The organism is Nonomuraea sp. NPDC050394 (genome assembly GCF_044459065.1).
GTDB lineage: Bacteria > Actinomycetota > Actinomycetes > Streptosporangiales > Streptosporangiaceae > Nonomuraea.
Window position 1 is genome coordinate 162,042 of the sequence record NZ_JBITIO010000002.1, and the last position, 14,954, is coordinate 176,995.

Below are 14,954 nucleotides of genomic sequence, written 5' to 3' on the forward strand. Positions count from 1 at the left end.
CCGGCCTTTCGACGGTTACCCCAGGAACGCTAGGTGCCGGGTCCGGCCAACCGCATCGGTCGAACTACTGGCGCTGAACCGGCGGCCTGCCTACAGGTCGAGCCGGCCCAGCTCGGCTCGCCTGCTGACGCCGAGCTTCGGATAGGCCTTGTACAGGTGGTGGCCCACGGTGCGCGGGCTGAGGAACAGCTGGGCGGCGATCTCGCGGTTGCTCAGGCCGAGGGCGGCGCGCCGGACGACCTGCAGTTCCTGGGCGGTGAGCCGGCCGGCGGCCGCGGTGTCCCCGTCCCCGTCCCCGTCCCCGGACGGGATGGGGCCGCCGAGCGCGACGAGCTCGGTCCGGACGCGGGCGTGCCAGCCGCGGGCGCCGATCTGGTCGAACGTCGCCAGCGCCTGCGACAGCAGGGTCCGCGCCGAGGTAGGACGGCGGTGGCGGCGCAGCCATTCGCCGTAGGCCAGCTGGGTGCGGGCACGGTCGTAGGGGCCGCAACCGTCGACGGCCAGCGACGCCTCGAAGCGCCGCCACGCCTCCCGGCTCTCGTCGAGGAGCGCGGCGCAGCGCAGCAGGAGCGCTTCGGCCGCGGGGCTCGCGGTGTGCCCGGCCCAGCTCTCGAGCCGCGGCAGGTGGTGGCGTGCCCGGTCCTGGTCGCCGGCGCGTACCCCCGCCTCGACGTGGTCGGGGATGGCGCGGACGGTCACGTCCCTGCCGGGCGGGCCCGCGCACACCTCGTCGAGCCGGTCGAGGGCGGCGTGGGGATCGCCGGCCATGAGGTCGATCAGCGCCAGCCCCCATCGGGCCTGGGCCGCGGCCATGCCGTGGCGGCCGGCGTGCTTGAGCACCAGTTCCGCCCGCTGCCCGGCGGTGTTCACCTCGCCACGGACGGCGGCGAGCCAGGACGAGATCGCCGTGAGCACGATCACCTGGAAATCCTGGCCCAGTTCGGCGGCCAGGGAGATGGCTTCCTCGACGTTCGCCTCCGCGTCGCGCAACCCGCCGGTGACGAGCTGGGCGAGCGCGAGCGGTTCCTGGACGTACGGCAGCCAGCCCACGGCGCCCTGGGCGCGCATCGTGGCGACCTGCCGGTCGAGCACCTTCAGGGCGAGGTCGTCGGCGCCGATCAGGATGCCCAGGAAGCCGGCGGTGAGCCCTTCGAGGGTGGCGTCCATGGCGCCGTCGCGGGCCGCGAGGAGCAGGTCGCGCATCGGCGGCACCGCCTCCTCGGTCCGGCCGCTCAGCAGGCCGACGAAGCCGCCCAGCGCGCGGGCGACCTCGGGCGGGCCGCCGCGCACACGCCCCAACTGCTCGCCGCACCGGGCGAGGAGCCCTTCGTCGGCGGCGTCGCGGGCGCACCACACCGCCTCGGTCAGCACGGAGATCGCGCGGACCGGATCGGCGGTGAGCACGGGGGTGGCGGCGTCGAGGGCGAGTGCGCAGGCCCGCGCGGGCGAGTCCCGTTCATAGGCGACCTGCGCCCTGATCCACGCCGCCTCAGCCCGAATCCACGCCACACTCGCGGCCGTCGCCCCACCCTCGACCACACTCGCGGCCGTGGCGGCGCCCTCGACCACACTTGGGGACGTCGCGCCGCCCTTGACCGCACTCGCGGCCGTTGCCCCGCCCTTGACCGCACTCGCGGCCGTCGCGCCACCCTTGACCGCACTTGGGGGCGTCGCCCCCTCTTCGGCGGCCTTGTCGGACAGCCCGCCGCCGGCGGCGGGCTGTCCGGACGCTTCGGCAGGTCGTCCGTCCGCTTCGGCGCCCGCCACAGCCGGACCGGTCATCGCGGTGACCGCTGCCGCCAAGGTGGACGCGTGGTCCAGCAGACCGGCGTCGTAGGCCGCGCGCGCCGCCGCGACCAGGCGGCGGGCCTGGACGGCGGCGTCGCCGCTCAGCTGCACGGCCCGTTCCAGCGCCCGGGACGCGGCCGCGGGCGCGCCTCGGGCGAGGGCACGCTCCGCGGCCCGTTCCAGCTCGTCGGCCACCCCGTCGTCGGTCCCGCCCGCGGCGGTCGCGGCGTGCCAGGCGCGCCGGTCGGCGTCGCGCGGATCGGACAGGACGTCGGCGAGCGCCCGGTGCGCGGCGAGCCGCCGCGCGAACGACGCCTCCTGGTAGGCCGCGGCCCGGATCAGCGGATGCCGGAACTCCACCGCGTCGGAGGTCACCCGCACGAGCCCCATGTGCTCGGCGGGCTCCAGGTCGTCCGCGTGCACCCCGAGCCGCTCCGCCGCGGCCAGGAACGACCACAGCTCGCAGCCGTGGCCGGCGGCCACGAGCAGCAGGGCCAGCCGCGTGCGCGAGGGCAGTGTGCGCATCTGCAGGCGGTAGTGCTCTTCCAGCCGGCCGGCCGCGGCCAGGGGCGCGACGGGTGACGGCAGGGTGCCGGTGCCGGACCTGGCCAGCTCCACGATCGCCAGCGGGTTGCCGCCCGACTCCACGAGTACCCGGTCGGCGACCGGCTGCGGCAGCGGGCCGACGGTGGCCAGCAGGTCGGCGGCGTCGCGCGCGCCGAGCCGCGGCAGCCTGATGTCGTCGATGCCCGAGGCGGGGAAGGGCCGCTCGCCCTCGCGCACCGCGAAGACCGCTCCCACCGGGTCGGTGTGGAGCCGCCGGATCGCGAACAGCAGCGCGTCCACGGAGGACCGGTCGAACCACTGCACGTCGTCGAACAGGCACAGCAGCGGGCTTTCGCCGGCCAGCTCCGACAGCAGTGTCAGCGTGGCGGCGCCGACCATGAGCCGGTCGCCGGAAGCCGGGCCCGTCCCGAACGCCGCCCGCAGCGCCTGCGCGTGCGGCGCCGGCAGCGTGTCGAAGCGCTCGACGTCGCGGGCCAGCATCAGCTGCAGAGCCGCGAACGGGATCTCGGCCTCGGACTCGATCCCGACCACCCGCAGGATCCGCATGCCGTCGGCGACGCCCGCCGCGTACTCCAGCAGGGCGGTCTTGCCGATGCCCGCCTCGCCGCGCACGACCAGCGACCGGCTCCGGCCGGCCTTCGCGTCGGCGACAAGGCGGACCAGCCGGGAGCGTTCGGCGGAACGTCCCACCATCATGGGAGAAGTCTAGTTTTCGCCCGCGTCGCGGGACGCGCGCAAGAGCGTAGGCAGGCGCGAGGGGCGGGCATATGCCCGGCTGGCTTCGCGCCGGGAGCGCCGTTGTCGAGGGGCGCGTATGGCCGGCTCGTACGACTGGGCGCGGGAGCGGGCCGGCCAGGCGGAGGCGCTCGCCGACGAAGACCGGCTGCCCGAGGCGGCGGAGCTGCTCCAGCCTGGGTAACGAGGTGGCGGCCGCCTCCTGGACACGTGGTTCCGGTGCGTCACGCGCTGCCCCGGATGGCGCGTTCGCCGACGGCGCGCAGGAGCGGGGCGAGGCCGGGCGGGTCGAGCAGGCTGTAGTCGAGGGGCAGCGTGGCGATGCGGCAGGCGAGGTACTCGGGCGCGTCGGCGCCCGTGGTCAACCGGCAGCTATGGGCGTCGACGGGCTCCAGGGCGCCCTGCCAGGCGGGGATCGCGGCGGCGGCCCGGTCGATGGGGGCGTGGATGAGCAGGCGGGCGCGGGTCTTGCCGGGCCGGCCGGCGAGGGTGTTCATGACCCATTCGGCGGCGTCGACGTCGCCGGGCAGGCGGCGGGCGGGGCCGCGCAGGCCGGTCTGGTGCAGTTGGCTGAGCCGGTCAAGGCGGAAGGTGCGCCACGCGTCGCGGTCGAGGTCGTAGGCGACCAGGTACCAGCGGCGGCCCGCGGCGACGAGCTGGTGCGGCTCGGCCAGGCGGCGTCCGGTCGAGCCGTCCGCCCTGCCGTACAGGAAGCGGATCTTCTCGTGGGCGACGCAGGCGGCGGCCAGGTCGGCGAGCAGGCCGGGGCCGATCTCGGGCCCGGCGGCGGGCAGGGTGGTGGCGGCTTCGGCCAGGGCGCTGACCTTGGTGCGTAGCCGTGCGGGGAGGACCTGTTCGACCTTGGCCAGGGCGCGCAGGACGGTGTCGGCGATGCCGCTGATGGGGGCGGCGGCGACGGTGCGCAGGCCCAGAGCGATGGCGACGGCTTCCTCGTCGTCGAGCAGGAGGGGCGGCATGGCGGTGCCGGATCCCATCCGGTAGCCGCCGGTGTTGCCCTGGGTGGCGTGGACGGGGTAGCCGAGCTCACGCAGCCGGTCGATGTCGCGGCGGATGGTGCGCGGGGTGACGCCGAGCCGATCGGCCAGCTCGGTGCCGGACCACTCGCGCGGGGTCTGCAGCAGTGACAGCAGCTGGAGCAGCCGTCCGGATGGGTCACGCATGGTTCCAGCCTGCCGTACCACTAGGACATTCGCTGACCTATTGACAGCCTACTGTCGGAGATGTCACGGCAAGGGAAGAGGGGGAACAGCGTGGGTTTCATGGATCCGGGGAACGTCGTCTGGTTCGAGATCGGCACCGGTGACGCCGCGGCGACCGAGGAGTTCTACGGCCGGGCGTTCGGCTGGCGGTTCGCCGCCGACGACACCGCCGGCGGGCCGGACGCCAACCCCGACGGGCTGGTCCGCACCCGCTCGCTCGACCCGTCGGGCAACCTGTTCGGCGTCTTCTCCGCGCCCGCCCGGTGACCACCCTCGTGGCCGGGGCGGACCCGGCCGCGCCTCCGAAGGGAGACATATGAAGATCGCCCTGCTGGGCACCGGATTCGGGCAGGCGCACGCCGCCGTCTACGCCGCGCGCGGCGACGTCGAGGTGACGATGTTCGGCCGCGATCCCGGCAAGACCGCCGAGGTCGCGAGCCGGTACGGCTTCGCCGCCTCCACCGACCTGGAGCGGGCCTTCGAGGATGACGCCGATCTGGTGGACATCTGCCTGCCGCTCCGGTTGCACGCCTCCTTGGTGTTGCGGGCGCTGGAAGCGCGCAAGCACGCCCTGGTCGAGCTGCCCCTGGCCGCCACGATGGCCGACGCGCGGGCGGTGGCCGAGGCGGCCGGACGCAGTGACCGGCACGTGTTCGTGGACATGTTCGAGCGGTTCATCCCGGCCAACAGGGCGCTGCTGGACGCGGTGCGCGACGGCGCCTACGGGCGGCTGGAGCAGCTCAGCCTGTGGAACCTGACCGCGCCGTTGTGGCCGGGCGCCTCCCTGGGGCTGAAGGCGCTGCCTCTGGAGGCCATGCACAGCGACATGGACATCGTCACCCAAGCGCTCGGCCTGCCCGCCCGGACGCACGTCACCACGGTCGCCCGCGACGACGACCACGCCGCGGTCGACGTCACGATGACCTTCGACGGCGCGACCGTCCGGGACTCGGTCTCGGCGCTCATGCCGATGCCGTGGGGCGCGCGCGGCGGATACACCGCCACCTTCGAGCGCGGCGTCCTGGAATCCGTGGGGACCATGGGATTCGACGGCAGGCCCACCGGCACCCTGACCGCCTACACCCCCGACGGAGTGCGGGAGGTGGAACTGCCGCCCGCCGACCAGTACGCGGCGATGATCGGCCACGTGCTGGCGGTCCTGCGCGGGGAGGCGGCCAACGAGATCGGCCCGGAGACGGTGCTGGACGCCCTCCGGCTCACCCTCGACATCGACAGGCGGGTCAATCCGTGAGGGAGCGGGACGGCCGGTCCGTCGAGGCCTGGCGCGCACCCGGGCTCCAGGGGCGGGTCAGCTCACGGCCTGCTTCACCAGTGCGCCGATGCGGGCCTCCACCTCGGGGGTGACCTCGGTCAGGGCGTAGGAGACCGGCCACATCGCACCGTCGTCCAGCTTCGCCGGGTCGCTGAAGCCGATCGTCGCGTAGCGTCCCTTGAACTTCTCCGCGGGCTGGAAGTGGCAGACGAGCTTGCCGTTGAGCGCGTAGGCGGGCATGCCGTACCAGAGCTTCGGGGCGAGGGCCGGGGCGCAGGCGGTGACGATGGCGTGGACGCGCTCGGCCAGGACGCGGTCCGCGTCGTTCATCTCGGCGATCTTGGCGAGCACGTCCCGCACCGCCTCGGCGGCCCTGTCGGCCTCGCTGCGGCGGGCCGTCGTCTTCAGCTCCTTGGCGTGGGCCTTCATCGCGGCGCGCTCCTCGGCCGTGAACCCCTCGTACGCGGTGGTGGTGGTGCTGCTCATCGTGTGCTCCTTCGTCGTTGTCGCCGTAAGACAAAGGTGCCTGAGCGGGTTGATACATCCGCTATGCGGAGACGATGCGGCCTCACGCCTTTTCTTTCTGGATACCGTCCTGTTAGTTTGCCAGCTATGCCCCTCTCGCTGTTCTTCCTCCTGGATGGCGTTGTTTTCGCCACATGGGTGGTTCGCATCCCCTCGGTCAAGGACCACCTCGGCGTCTCCACCGGCGGTCTCGGCGTGGCGCTCATGTGCATGGCGATCGGCACCGGCCTCGCCATGACCGTGAGCGGACGGCTCTGCCTGCGCTACGGCACGCGCCGCGTCATCCTCGCCGCCATCACCCTGCTCAGCCTGGCCCTGCCGGTGATCTCGCTCGCGGACACGATGGTGGCGCTGTGCCTGACGCTCGCCGTGACCGGGCTGTGTTACGGCACCCTCAACATCGGCCTGAACAGCGCGGCCGTCGAGGTCGAGCGGGCCACCCGCCGGCCGGTCATGTCGGTGCTGCACGGGCTGTGGAGCGCGGGCGGCCTGGCCGGGGCGCTGCTCGGCGGCCTTCTCCTGGGCTCGCTGACCACTACGCAGCACTTCCTGCTGGTGTCCGCCTTCGTCCTCCTCAGCACGGCCGTCCTGGCCGGGCCGCTCCTGCGAGGTACGCTCCTCGCCGCCGCGAGCACCCCCGCCCAGGGCGGACCGCGGACGTTCGGCCTGGCCGTGGCGCTGTGTGGAGTCCTGGCGGTGTGCGCGGCGTTCGGCGAGGGCGCGGTGGCCGACTGGAGCGTGCTGCACCTGCGCGACGACCTGCGCGCCGAGGCCGGCCTGGCCGCGTACGGCTTCTCGGCCTACTCGGTGGCGATCGCGATCACCCGGCTGGCGGGCAGCCGCCTGGTGGCGCGGTTCGGGCAGAGCACCGTGCTCGTGACCGGCGCCGTGCTGGCGGTGTGCGGCGGCCTGGCCGCGTCGTGGACGGGTTCGGTGGCGGTGGCGTTCGCCGGGTTCGTGGTGGTGGGATGCGGGCTGGCCAACGTCTTCCCGCTGGCCATCGCCCAGGCGGGGGCGCTCGGCGGACCGGCGGGCGTGAGCCTGGCCTCCAGCATCGGCCACGCGGGCATGCTCGGCGGGCCGCCGTTGATCGGCTTCCTGGCCGAGCACGTCGGACTGCCCGCCGCCCTGTCGGCCATCGCCGTCTCCTCGGCCGCCGTCGTCCCGCTCGCGCTGTACCTCCGCGTGGCGCGATAGATCTCCTACGCGGGCTACCTCAATATCGGGATAAGTAGCGATATCGTGCTTGGGCATGACAGGAGGGGAGATCGCCGCGGAGCCTCCCGGATCACGACTCGACCACCACGCCGCGACGGAATCCGTCAGGGCGGCATGCCGTACGGGCGAATCCATCGCGGAGCCCGAACGCGCACGGGCGTGCGGCCGCCGCCCGGGGCGGCACGAAAGGGAGCGATGGAATCACGCACAGGCGACGCCCTGATCGAGCTGATCCGCACGCACCCGGCCGACGACGACGTCGTGGGCCCGGCGGCCGGCGACCTGCTCGGCGAGCTGCACGCGGGATACCCGGTCGAGAACCTCGGCAGGCTTCTGCGCAGCGACGACGAGGCCGTCGCCGGGACGGGCGCCTGGTTGCTGGCGGAGCTGGCAGAGCTCGCCGCCCCGATGCTGGACGAGATCCCGGCCCTGCTCTCCCACCGCAACAGCACCGTCCGCTACTACGCGACAGCCGTCGTCCTGGAGAACGCCGGCGAACGCCACGGCCCCGTCATCGCCCAGGTCATCGCCCTGAGCCAGGACCCGGAGAGCGCCATCCGCTGGAAGGTACTCGAATTCCTGACCGAGGCCTCCGTCGAGCAGCTCGAGGCCGGTGCGGCGTGCCTGTCCCCCGGCCGGCTCAGGGACCTGACCGAATGGCTGGTCCTGCAGGAGGACGAGGAGCCCGACACCTCCGGCATCGTCACCCGGCTGGCGGCGGGCGATCCGGTGACCAGGCTGTTCGCCGCGGCGGCCGCCACCAGCCTGTCCGGCCCTGACGACATGAGCCTCCTGGAGCACGCGGCCGGGGCCGAGGACGAGGAGATCCGCTCGTTCGCCGGGGAACGGCTGGGCGAACTGCGCGAGCACGGAGCCGGCTGAGCGGCTACCGGGCAAAGTACCTAAGGACGACAGATTCGCCGTGCCCGGCGTTTGTCTAACGTCGGGGTCAAGACGAACGGACGATCTCCGAGGGGAAAGCACATGAGCGACATCAACGAGCTGGTCGAGCGCTACCTCGCCACCTGGAACCAGACCGACGCCGAGGCCCGCCGGGCGGAGCTGGCGGAGGTCTTCGCCGACGACGCCGTGTACACCGACCCGCTGGTGTCGGTCCGCGGCCGCGACGGTCTCGACGCGACGATCGCCGCCGTGCAGAGCCAGTTCGGCGGGCTGGTGTTCAGCCTCGCCGGGGCCGTGGACGCCCACCACGACATCGCCCGCTTCACCTGGCACCTTGGCCCGGAGGGCGCCGAGCCGCCGGCCATCGGTTTCGACGTCGCCGTCATCGGCGAGGACGGCCGGATCGCCCGGGTGCTCGGCTTTCTCGACAAGGTTCCGGCCGGAGCCTGAGTCCCGCATCCCATCCCTGAACCTGGAGGAATCATGGCCGCTTACCTGCTCGCCCACCTGCGCAAGCCCGAAGAGATCCACCCCGACGTCCTGGAGTACAAGGACCGGGTCCAGTCCACCCTGGACCCCTTCTCCGGCCGGTTCATCGTGCGCGGCGGCGAGGTCGACGTCCGGGAGGGCGAGTGGCCGGGCGACGTGGTCCTCGTGGAGTTCCCGTCCATGAAGCACGCCCGCGACTTCTACGACTCGGCCGCCTACCAGGAGATCCTCCACCTCCGCACGGACCACCTGAAGGGCGAGGTGATCCTCGTCGAAGGCGTCTGAACCCGCGGTGCCGTCACTCCCGCGGGCGGTTCAGCGCCGAGTGACGGTAGCTGTAGGCGGCGTAGATGACCAGGCCGATCGCGAACCAGATCGCGAAGCGCAGCCAGGTCGCCGGGCTCAGGAAGGTGATCAGCCACACCGAGAAGATGACGCCGATCGCCGGGACCACCGGCATGCCCGGTGTCCGGAAGGTACGCGGCAGGTCCGGCTGCCGGTAGCGCAGGACGATGACGGCCACGCACACCACGACGAAGGCCAGCAGGATGCCGATGTTGGTCAGCTCGGCCGCCTCGCGGATCGGCAGGAACCCGGCGATGAGCGCGGAGACCACGCCGACGATCCAGGTGATACGGCTCGGCACCCGGCGCACCGGGTGAACCTTGGCGAACCAGCGTGGCAGCAGCCCGTCACGGCTCATCGCGAACCACACGCGGGTGACGCCGAGCATGAAGGTGAACATGACGGTGAGGATGCCGATGATCGCTCCGACCGCGATGACGCCCGCGAGCTTGGACAGCCCGACCGCGGCGAAGGCCGAGGAGAAGCCGCTCTCGGGGTCGATGTCCCGGTAGTTCTGCATGCCGGTCAGGACCAGCGTGGCCAGGACGTAGAGCACCATCGAGATGGCCAGCGAGTAGATGATCGCCTTGGGCATGTGGCGCTGGGCGTCCTTGGACTCCTCGGCGGCCGTGCTCATCGCGTCGTAGCCGAAGACGGCGAAGAAGACGGTCGCCGCGCCGGTGATCGCGCCGGTCACGCCGAACGGGAAGAACGGGGTGTAGTTGGCCGGGTTGATGAAGAAGAAGCCGACCACGATCACCATCAGCACGACGGCGACCTTCAGCACGACGACGAAGGTCTCGAACCGTGCGGCCGCCCTGATCCCGAGGTTCAGCAGGAACGCGATGAGCAGGCACAGCACCACCGCGAACAGGTCGACGACCCGGCCGGGCCCGGTGCCCGGCGCGCCCAGCATCCATGCGGGCAGATCGAGGCCGAGGTTGCCGACCAGGAACCCGAAGTAGCCGGAGATGCCGATCCCCACGACCGCGACGATCGCGGTGTACTCCAGCAGCAGGTCCCAGCCGATCAACCACCCGGCCAGTTCGCCCAGGACGGCGTAGCCGTAGGTGTAGGCGGAGCCCGCTTTCGGGATGAGCCCGGCGAACTCCGCGTAGGAGAACGCCGCGGCCGCGCTGGCCACACCGGCGATGAGGAAGGAGATGAGCACGGCGGGCCCGGCGGTCTGGTTGGCGACCGCGCCGGCGAGGGCGAAGATCCCCGCGCCGATGATGCCGCCGATGCCGATCGCGGTGAGCTGCCACAGGCCGAGCACCCGTGTCAGTTCCCCTTCGTGCTCGCTGGCGATCTGCTCCACCGGCTTGCGCCGGAACACTCCCGAGCCGCCTCCGAACGAAGCCATCGTCTCGCCTCCCTGGTCACGACGCTGTCACCGGCGAGGGGGATGGCTAGAAACGTACCCGTTTTCGCGAAGAATCAGACAGGGACGTCTGCGGAGTCCCGGCCGGGGCGGACCCAGTCGCGGTTCTCGCGCAGGACCGTGAATCCGGCCGATCGGTAGAGCGCCGCCGCGGCGTGGTTCGACGACGGTGTCAGGACGGCGACCGCGCTCGCGCCCCGGTGGACGAGGGCCGCGCACGTGCCCAGCACGGCATCGCGCCCATAGCCGTGACCGCGATGGCCGGGGACGGTGCCGACCGGTTCGAGCAGACCGCACCTGCCCGCTCCGGCGAACCATCCGGTCGCCGCGGCCGCCGGCTCTCCCGCGGGCGTGCGCACGATCGTCTCCACGGCCAGGCCGCCCGCCGGCGAGCGCTTCATCGTGTGCCATTTCTCGACGGCGAACGTGGACCCGCTGAAGGCGGAGCGCTGCACCAGCGCCCGGTCGGCCGCGTCGGCCGCGCCGACCGGCTCGGCCCGGCTCCGCACCGGCCGAGGGGTCCACGACAGGACGAGCCAGGGCTCGCCCTCGCGTTCCCAGCCGGGCACCGGCAGGCCGTCGGACCAGTCGTTGCCGGGCTCGAGCAGTTCCTCGGCGCCGGCCGCGAGCGCGCCGAGATCGGCGCCGGGCGCGGCGGTCACGCGCAGCACGGGGCCGTCGAGAAAACCGGCCGCAACCGGCGCCGCGTCGTCGGTCCAGAGATAGACGGCGGCGTCGTCGAAGCGCAGGTACCACCCCACGTCTCCGGGATGGAGGCCGCCGGCCGGGGCGTCGGCCGGCGTCCATTCCGACAGCGCGCGCAGCGCGGGGCCGGTTTCGGCGGGGGTCAGGCGGTGCCGGGCCAGTGAGGTCACGGACGGCAGGTTAGCCAGCGCGCCGGCGGTGTCTCAAAGGCTTTTCACCGCAGCGCGTCGGCCGGTTCCATGCGGGCCGCGCGCAGCGCCGGATACAGGCCCGCCACCAACCCCACCAGCGCGCCGGCCACGGGTGCGGCCAGCGCCAGCCGTACGTCGAGTACCGGGGTCCACTGGCGCACGGCGGCCACCGCGACGACGGTCACCATGCCCACGCTGGCCCCGATCACCCCGCCGGTCAGGCCGATCAGGCTGGACTCCATCAGGAACTGGGCGGCGATGTGGCGGCGGGCCGCTCCCAGGGCGCGGCGCAGGCCGATCTCGGCGACCCGCTCCATGACGGTGACCAGCGTGACGTTGGCGATGCCCACCGCGCCGACGACCAGGGAGACCAGGCCGAGGATGAGGAAGAGGCCGTTGACGTCGTCCTGGGCGCCGTCGCGCGCCCGTTTGGGGCTCGGTGGCGCGATCACCTGCAGTTCGGCGCTGCGGTTGGGGCTCAGCGCGAGCGGCGCCTGGCGGGCGATGAGCTCGGCGGCGCCCAGCTGGGTGGCGACCAGGACGCGGGTGACGTCCTTGAGCCCGATGTCGGGGCCCAGCGTGGGCGGGACGAGGATCGCGCTGGCCAGGATCTGCTCGCGGCGCAGGCCGCCGATGATGCCGATGACGGTGTAGGCGCGGTCCTTGATGAACACGGCGGGCGCGTGTTCCAGGCTGGTGATGCCGAGCATGGCGGCGGCCTGCTCCCCCAGGACGACGACCCGGTCGCGGCGGGTGACGTGGCCGGCGTCGTAGTAGCGTCCGGCCAGCATCCGGCCGAGCGTGGTCTGCGGCAGGTCGGGGGTGGCCGCGACCACCGCGAGGGTCTGCCCGGACACCCGGGTGGGGTCGAGCAGGTTGTTGGCGGTCACGACGAGGTTGGAGCTCTTGTCGCTCTGCGCCAGCGCCGTCGCCGAGGTCACGCCGCGCAGGAGGCGAAGCTCCTTGGCCGCGTCCCAGGTCACGATGGGGTTGTGGCCACCGCGGGGCACCTCGACGGTGACGCTGGTGGCCAGCAGTTCGTCGAACCGGCCGACGATCTGGTTGCCCGCTGTGGCGGCGATGCCCAGGGTGACCACCAGCGTGCCGATGCCCAGGACGGTGCCGAGGGTGGTCAGGGCCGAGCGAACCGGACGGGCGAGCATCCCCGCCATGGACTCGGCCCACAGGTCACGGAGCTTCACTGAGCACCCCGTCCGCGATACGGACCCGGCGTTTGGCCCGTGCGCTCACCCCGTCCTCGTGCGTGATCACCAGGATGGTCAGCCCGTCGGCGCGCAGGCCGTCGAACAGGTCGAGGATGGCCTCGGTGTTGCGGCTGTCGAGGTTGCCGGTCGGCTCGTCGCACAGCAGCAGGGCGGGCCTGGCCATCAGGGCGCGGGCGATGGCCACGCGCTGGCGCTCGCCGCCCGACAGGCGGTCGGGCAGGAAGCGGATGCGATGGCTCATGCCCACCTGCTCCAGCGCCTGTTCCGCCCGGGCCCGGCGGCCGGCGCGCGGGTGCGGGCCGTACACCTCGGCGAGCATCACGTTCTCCACGACCGTCCGGTGGGACAGCAGGTGGAAGGACTGGAAGACGAAACCGATGCGGGTGCCCCGCAGCCGGGTCCGCCCGCCGTCGCGCAGCGCCGTGGTCTCGACCCCGTCCAGCCGGTACGTGCCGGAGGTCGGCCGGTCGAGCAGGCCGAGGATGTTGAGCAGGGTGGACTTGCCGGAGCCGGACGGCCCGACGATGGCCATGTAGTCGCCCTGCTCGACGCGCAGGTCCACGTCGGCCAGCGCGCGTACCGGCGGGTCGGACGGGAAGTCCCGGCAGACGCCCGCCAGCTCGATGACGGGCTCAAGCATCGCTCACCACGACCCGGTCGCCCTCTTTCAGCTCGCCCGCGCGCACCGGCGTCACCTTCACCACGCCGTCGGCGGTCAGGCCCGTGCGCACCTCGACCTCGCGGGTACGGTCGCCGTCCAGGGCGACCCTGACCCGCGGCCGGCCGTCGGCGGAGGTGATGACGGCGGCCACGGGAACGGCCAGCACCTCGCCCTCGGTCGAGCCGACCGAGATCCGCACGGTCATGGGCGAGCCGACCAGCGACTTGAGCTTCTTGCCCGAGCCGGGCGTGAGCAGGACGGGCACCGAACCGGACTCCTGTTCCTCGCCCTTCGGCTTGTCCGCTCCCGCCTTGGCGTCCTCCCCCACGGCGCTCAGGGTGGCGGGCAGCTGCGTCCCGTCCATGGTCTCCATCGTGGCCTCCTGGCCCGGGCGCAGCAGCTTGGCCTCCTTGGCCTCGACCGACCCGGTGACCGCGAAGGCCGAGCTGGTCACGGTCGCGACCTTGCCCTCGATGGTGTCGCCCGGCTTGACCTCGGCCTTGTCGATGCGGGCGGGCAGCTTCGGCAGGAAGACGATCTCGCCGGCCGGGACGCTGACCCCGTAGGTCTTGCGGAACTCGGCCAGCAAGGTCTGGGCGTCGGCCAGGTTCGCGACGCTGTGGGTGACCTTCGTCCGCAGCGGCGAGACCTTCCTGGCCCGCTTCAGCGCCTGGCCGGCGGTGGCCTCGGCCTCCTTCGCCGTGCGCACCGCCTTGCGCAGTTCCTCCAGCCGCTTGTCCCGGTCGGCGCGTACCTGCTCCTCATAGGCGGACACCGCCCGGTGGGCCTCGTCGAGGTCCTGCCGGGCGTTGTCCAGCTTCATCTCCAGCAGGCTCGTGTCCACCGCGCTGGGGGTGGGCGCCGGTGTCGCGGTCGACGTGGGCGCCGGCTTCCTGGCCTCGGTCAGCGCCTGCTCGGCCGCGAGCACCTGCTCCTCGGCAGCGCGTACGGCACGGCGCAGCGCGGCCAGCTGGGTCTCCTGCTCCGGCGTGACCTCCGGCGCCTCGGCCAGCGCCTTCCGCGCCGAGGTCAGGTCGCGGCGGGCGTTGTCGTGGCGCAGCCGCAGCGGCCGCACGTCCAGGCCCTCGTCCAGCGCCTTGCGGTCGGCGGCCAGGGTCTCCTGCGCGGTCTGAACGGCCTGGCGTAGCTGCTGCAGGCTCTTGCGCGCTTCCAGGTCGGGTTCCTGCGCCTTGTAGCCGCGTTTGGCGTACCAGCGCTTCACCGCCGCCACGGTGGCCGCGTCGAAGACACCGCTGGCCCGGACCCGCAGCGCGCGCTGGAGCTGTTTGACGTCGTCGCCCTCGGTGCCCGGCACGAGCGGGCGGTACATCGGCTTCTTGCCCTGCAGCGCGAACACCGGGCGGCCGTTGACCTGCATCAGCGTCTGGCCCGCGCGGATCGGGCCGGGTTTGGGCGCCGTGGTGACGCGCTGGGCGGCGCCGTTCGCCCCGCCGCCCGGCCCGGCCCCGGCGCCCCCGCTGTTCCCGCCGACCATCCCGGCCAGGGTGATCGGCAGCGGCGAGCCGTACGTCAGCGTGCCGCTGACCGTCACCGTGCTCGTGAGCTTGCGGCGCTCGACCGCCGAGGTGACCAGGGAGGGTTTGGGCGGGCGGCGCGAGGCGGCCTCCTCGGCCGGGGACCGCAGCCGGGAGCCGACGACCCAGCCGGCCGCGGCGATCACCAGCACCCCCGCCACGACCAGGGCGAGCACTCTGGATCTGCGCACG

14 protein-coding genes are annotated in these 14,954 nt (G+C 73.0%); 6 read left to right on the forward strand and 8 right to left on the reverse strand.

Annotated features, from left to right (window positions below; all coding sequences use genetic code 11):
- Positions 1–90: 90 nt before the first annotated feature.
- Both ACIBKY_RS08960 and ACIBKY_RS08965 read right to left on the reverse strand, forming a co-directional pair.
- Positions 91–3,051 (reverse strand): AAA family ATPase, encoded by a 2,961-nt coding sequence (locus ACIBKY_RS08960; protein ID WP_397095693.1) that lies wholly within the window; start codon positions 3,049–3,051, stop codon positions 91–93.
- A 263-nt stretch (positions 3,052–3,314) separates the two neighbouring features.
- Positions 3,315–4,271, reverse strand: coding sequence for a helix-turn-helix transcriptional regulator (locus tag ACIBKY_RS08965; RefSeq protein WP_397095694.1), 957 nt, complete (start codon positions 4,269–4,271; stop codon positions 3,315–3,317).
- A 99-nt stretch (positions 4,272–4,370) separates the two neighbouring features.
- On the opposite strand from ACIBKY_RS08965, the gene ACIBKY_RS08970 reads away from it, so the two are divergent.
- Together ACIBKY_RS08970 and ACIBKY_RS08975 are read left to right on the forward strand one after the other, a co-directional pair.
- The gene (locus ACIBKY_RS08970) at positions 4,371–4,577 is read left to right on the forward strand and encodes a hypothetical protein (protein WP_397095695.1); all 207 of its coding nucleotides are present in this window, start codon (positions 4,371–4,373) and stop codon (positions 4,575–4,577) included.
- Between the two features lie 49 nt (positions 4,578–4,626).
- Complete coding sequence (locus ACIBKY_RS08975) at positions 4,627–5,562, forward strand: Gfo/Idh/MocA family protein (RefSeq protein ID WP_397095696.1); 936 nt, start codon at positions 4,627–4,629, stop codon at positions 5,560–5,562.
- Between the two features lie 57 nt (positions 5,563–5,619).
- On the opposite strand, the gene ACIBKY_RS08980 is transcribed toward ACIBKY_RS08975, so the two are convergent.
- Positions 5,620–6,069, reverse strand: a complete 450-nt coding sequence (locus tag ACIBKY_RS08980; RefSeq protein WP_397095698.1) for an iron chaperone — start codon at positions 6,067–6,069, stop codon at positions 5,620–5,622.
- A gap of 126 nt (positions 6,070–6,195) precedes the next feature.
- Here ACIBKY_RS08980 and ACIBKY_RS08985 point away from each other — a divergent pair, with 126 nt between their 5' ends.
- From ACIBKY_RS08985 to ACIBKY_RS09000, 4 genes are all read left to right on the forward strand, one after another.
- A complete protein-coding gene (locus tag ACIBKY_RS08985) occupies positions 6,196–7,305 on the forward strand; it encodes an MFS transporter (protein WP_397095700.1) in 1,110 nt (369 codons plus the stop codon).
- 216 nt (positions 7,306–7,521) lie between these two features.
- Positions 7,522–8,208 carry a hypothetical protein gene (locus tag ACIBKY_RS08990; protein ID WP_397095702.1) on the forward strand — a complete coding sequence of 229 codons (687 nt, stop codon included), beginning with the start codon at positions 7,522–7,524 and terminating at the stop codon, positions 8,206–8,208.
- 102 nt (positions 8,209–8,310) lie between these two features.
- Positions 8,311–8,679: a nuclear transport factor 2 family protein gene (locus ACIBKY_RS08995; RefSeq protein ID WP_397095703.1), complete on the forward strand. Its 369-nt coding sequence runs from the start codon at positions 8,311–8,313 to the stop codon at positions 8,677–8,679.
- Positions 8,680–8,712: 33 nt separating this feature from the next.
- Complete coding sequence (locus tag ACIBKY_RS09000; RefSeq protein ID WP_397095704.1) at positions 8,713–9,003, forward strand: DUF1330 domain-containing protein; 291 nt, start codon at positions 8,713–8,715, stop codon at positions 9,001–9,003.
- A gap of 13 nt (positions 9,004–9,016) precedes the next feature.
- Here the strand turns inward: ACIBKY_RS09000 and ACIBKY_RS09005 are convergent, their stop codons facing one another.
- The 5 genes from ACIBKY_RS09005 to ACIBKY_RS09025 form a co-directional block, all read right to left on the reverse strand.
- Entirely contained in the window at positions 9,017–10,426 is a 1,410-nt protein-coding gene (locus ACIBKY_RS09005; protein ID WP_397095705.1) for an amino acid permease, read from the reverse strand.
- 74 nt (positions 10,427–10,500) lie between these two features.
- Entirely contained in the window at positions 10,501–11,319 is an 819-nt protein-coding gene (locus ACIBKY_RS09010) for a GNAT family N-acetyltransferase (RefSeq protein ID WP_397095707.1), read from the reverse strand.
- A gap of 44 nt (positions 11,320–11,363) precedes the next feature.
- On the reverse strand, positions 11,364–12,542 hold the full coding sequence (locus tag ACIBKY_RS09015; protein WP_397095709.1) for an ABC transporter permease: 1,179 nt from the start codon (positions 12,540–12,542) through the stop codon (positions 11,364–11,366).
- Positions 12,529–13,206 carry an ABC transporter ATP-binding protein gene (locus tag ACIBKY_RS09020; protein ID WP_397095710.1) on the reverse strand — a complete coding sequence of 226 codons (678 nt, stop codon included), beginning with the start codon at positions 13,204–13,206 and terminating at the stop codon, positions 12,529–12,531. Before ACIBKY_RS09020 ends, ACIBKY_RS09015 begins: the two co-directional genes overlap by 14 nt.
- Positions 13,199–14,953: a peptidoglycan-binding protein gene (locus tag ACIBKY_RS09025; protein WP_397095712.1), complete on the reverse strand. Its 1,755-nt coding sequence runs from the start codon at positions 14,951–14,953 to the stop codon at positions 13,199–13,201. Before ACIBKY_RS09025 ends, ACIBKY_RS09020 begins: the two co-directional genes overlap by 8 nt.
- Position 14,954 lies beyond the last annotated feature (1 nt).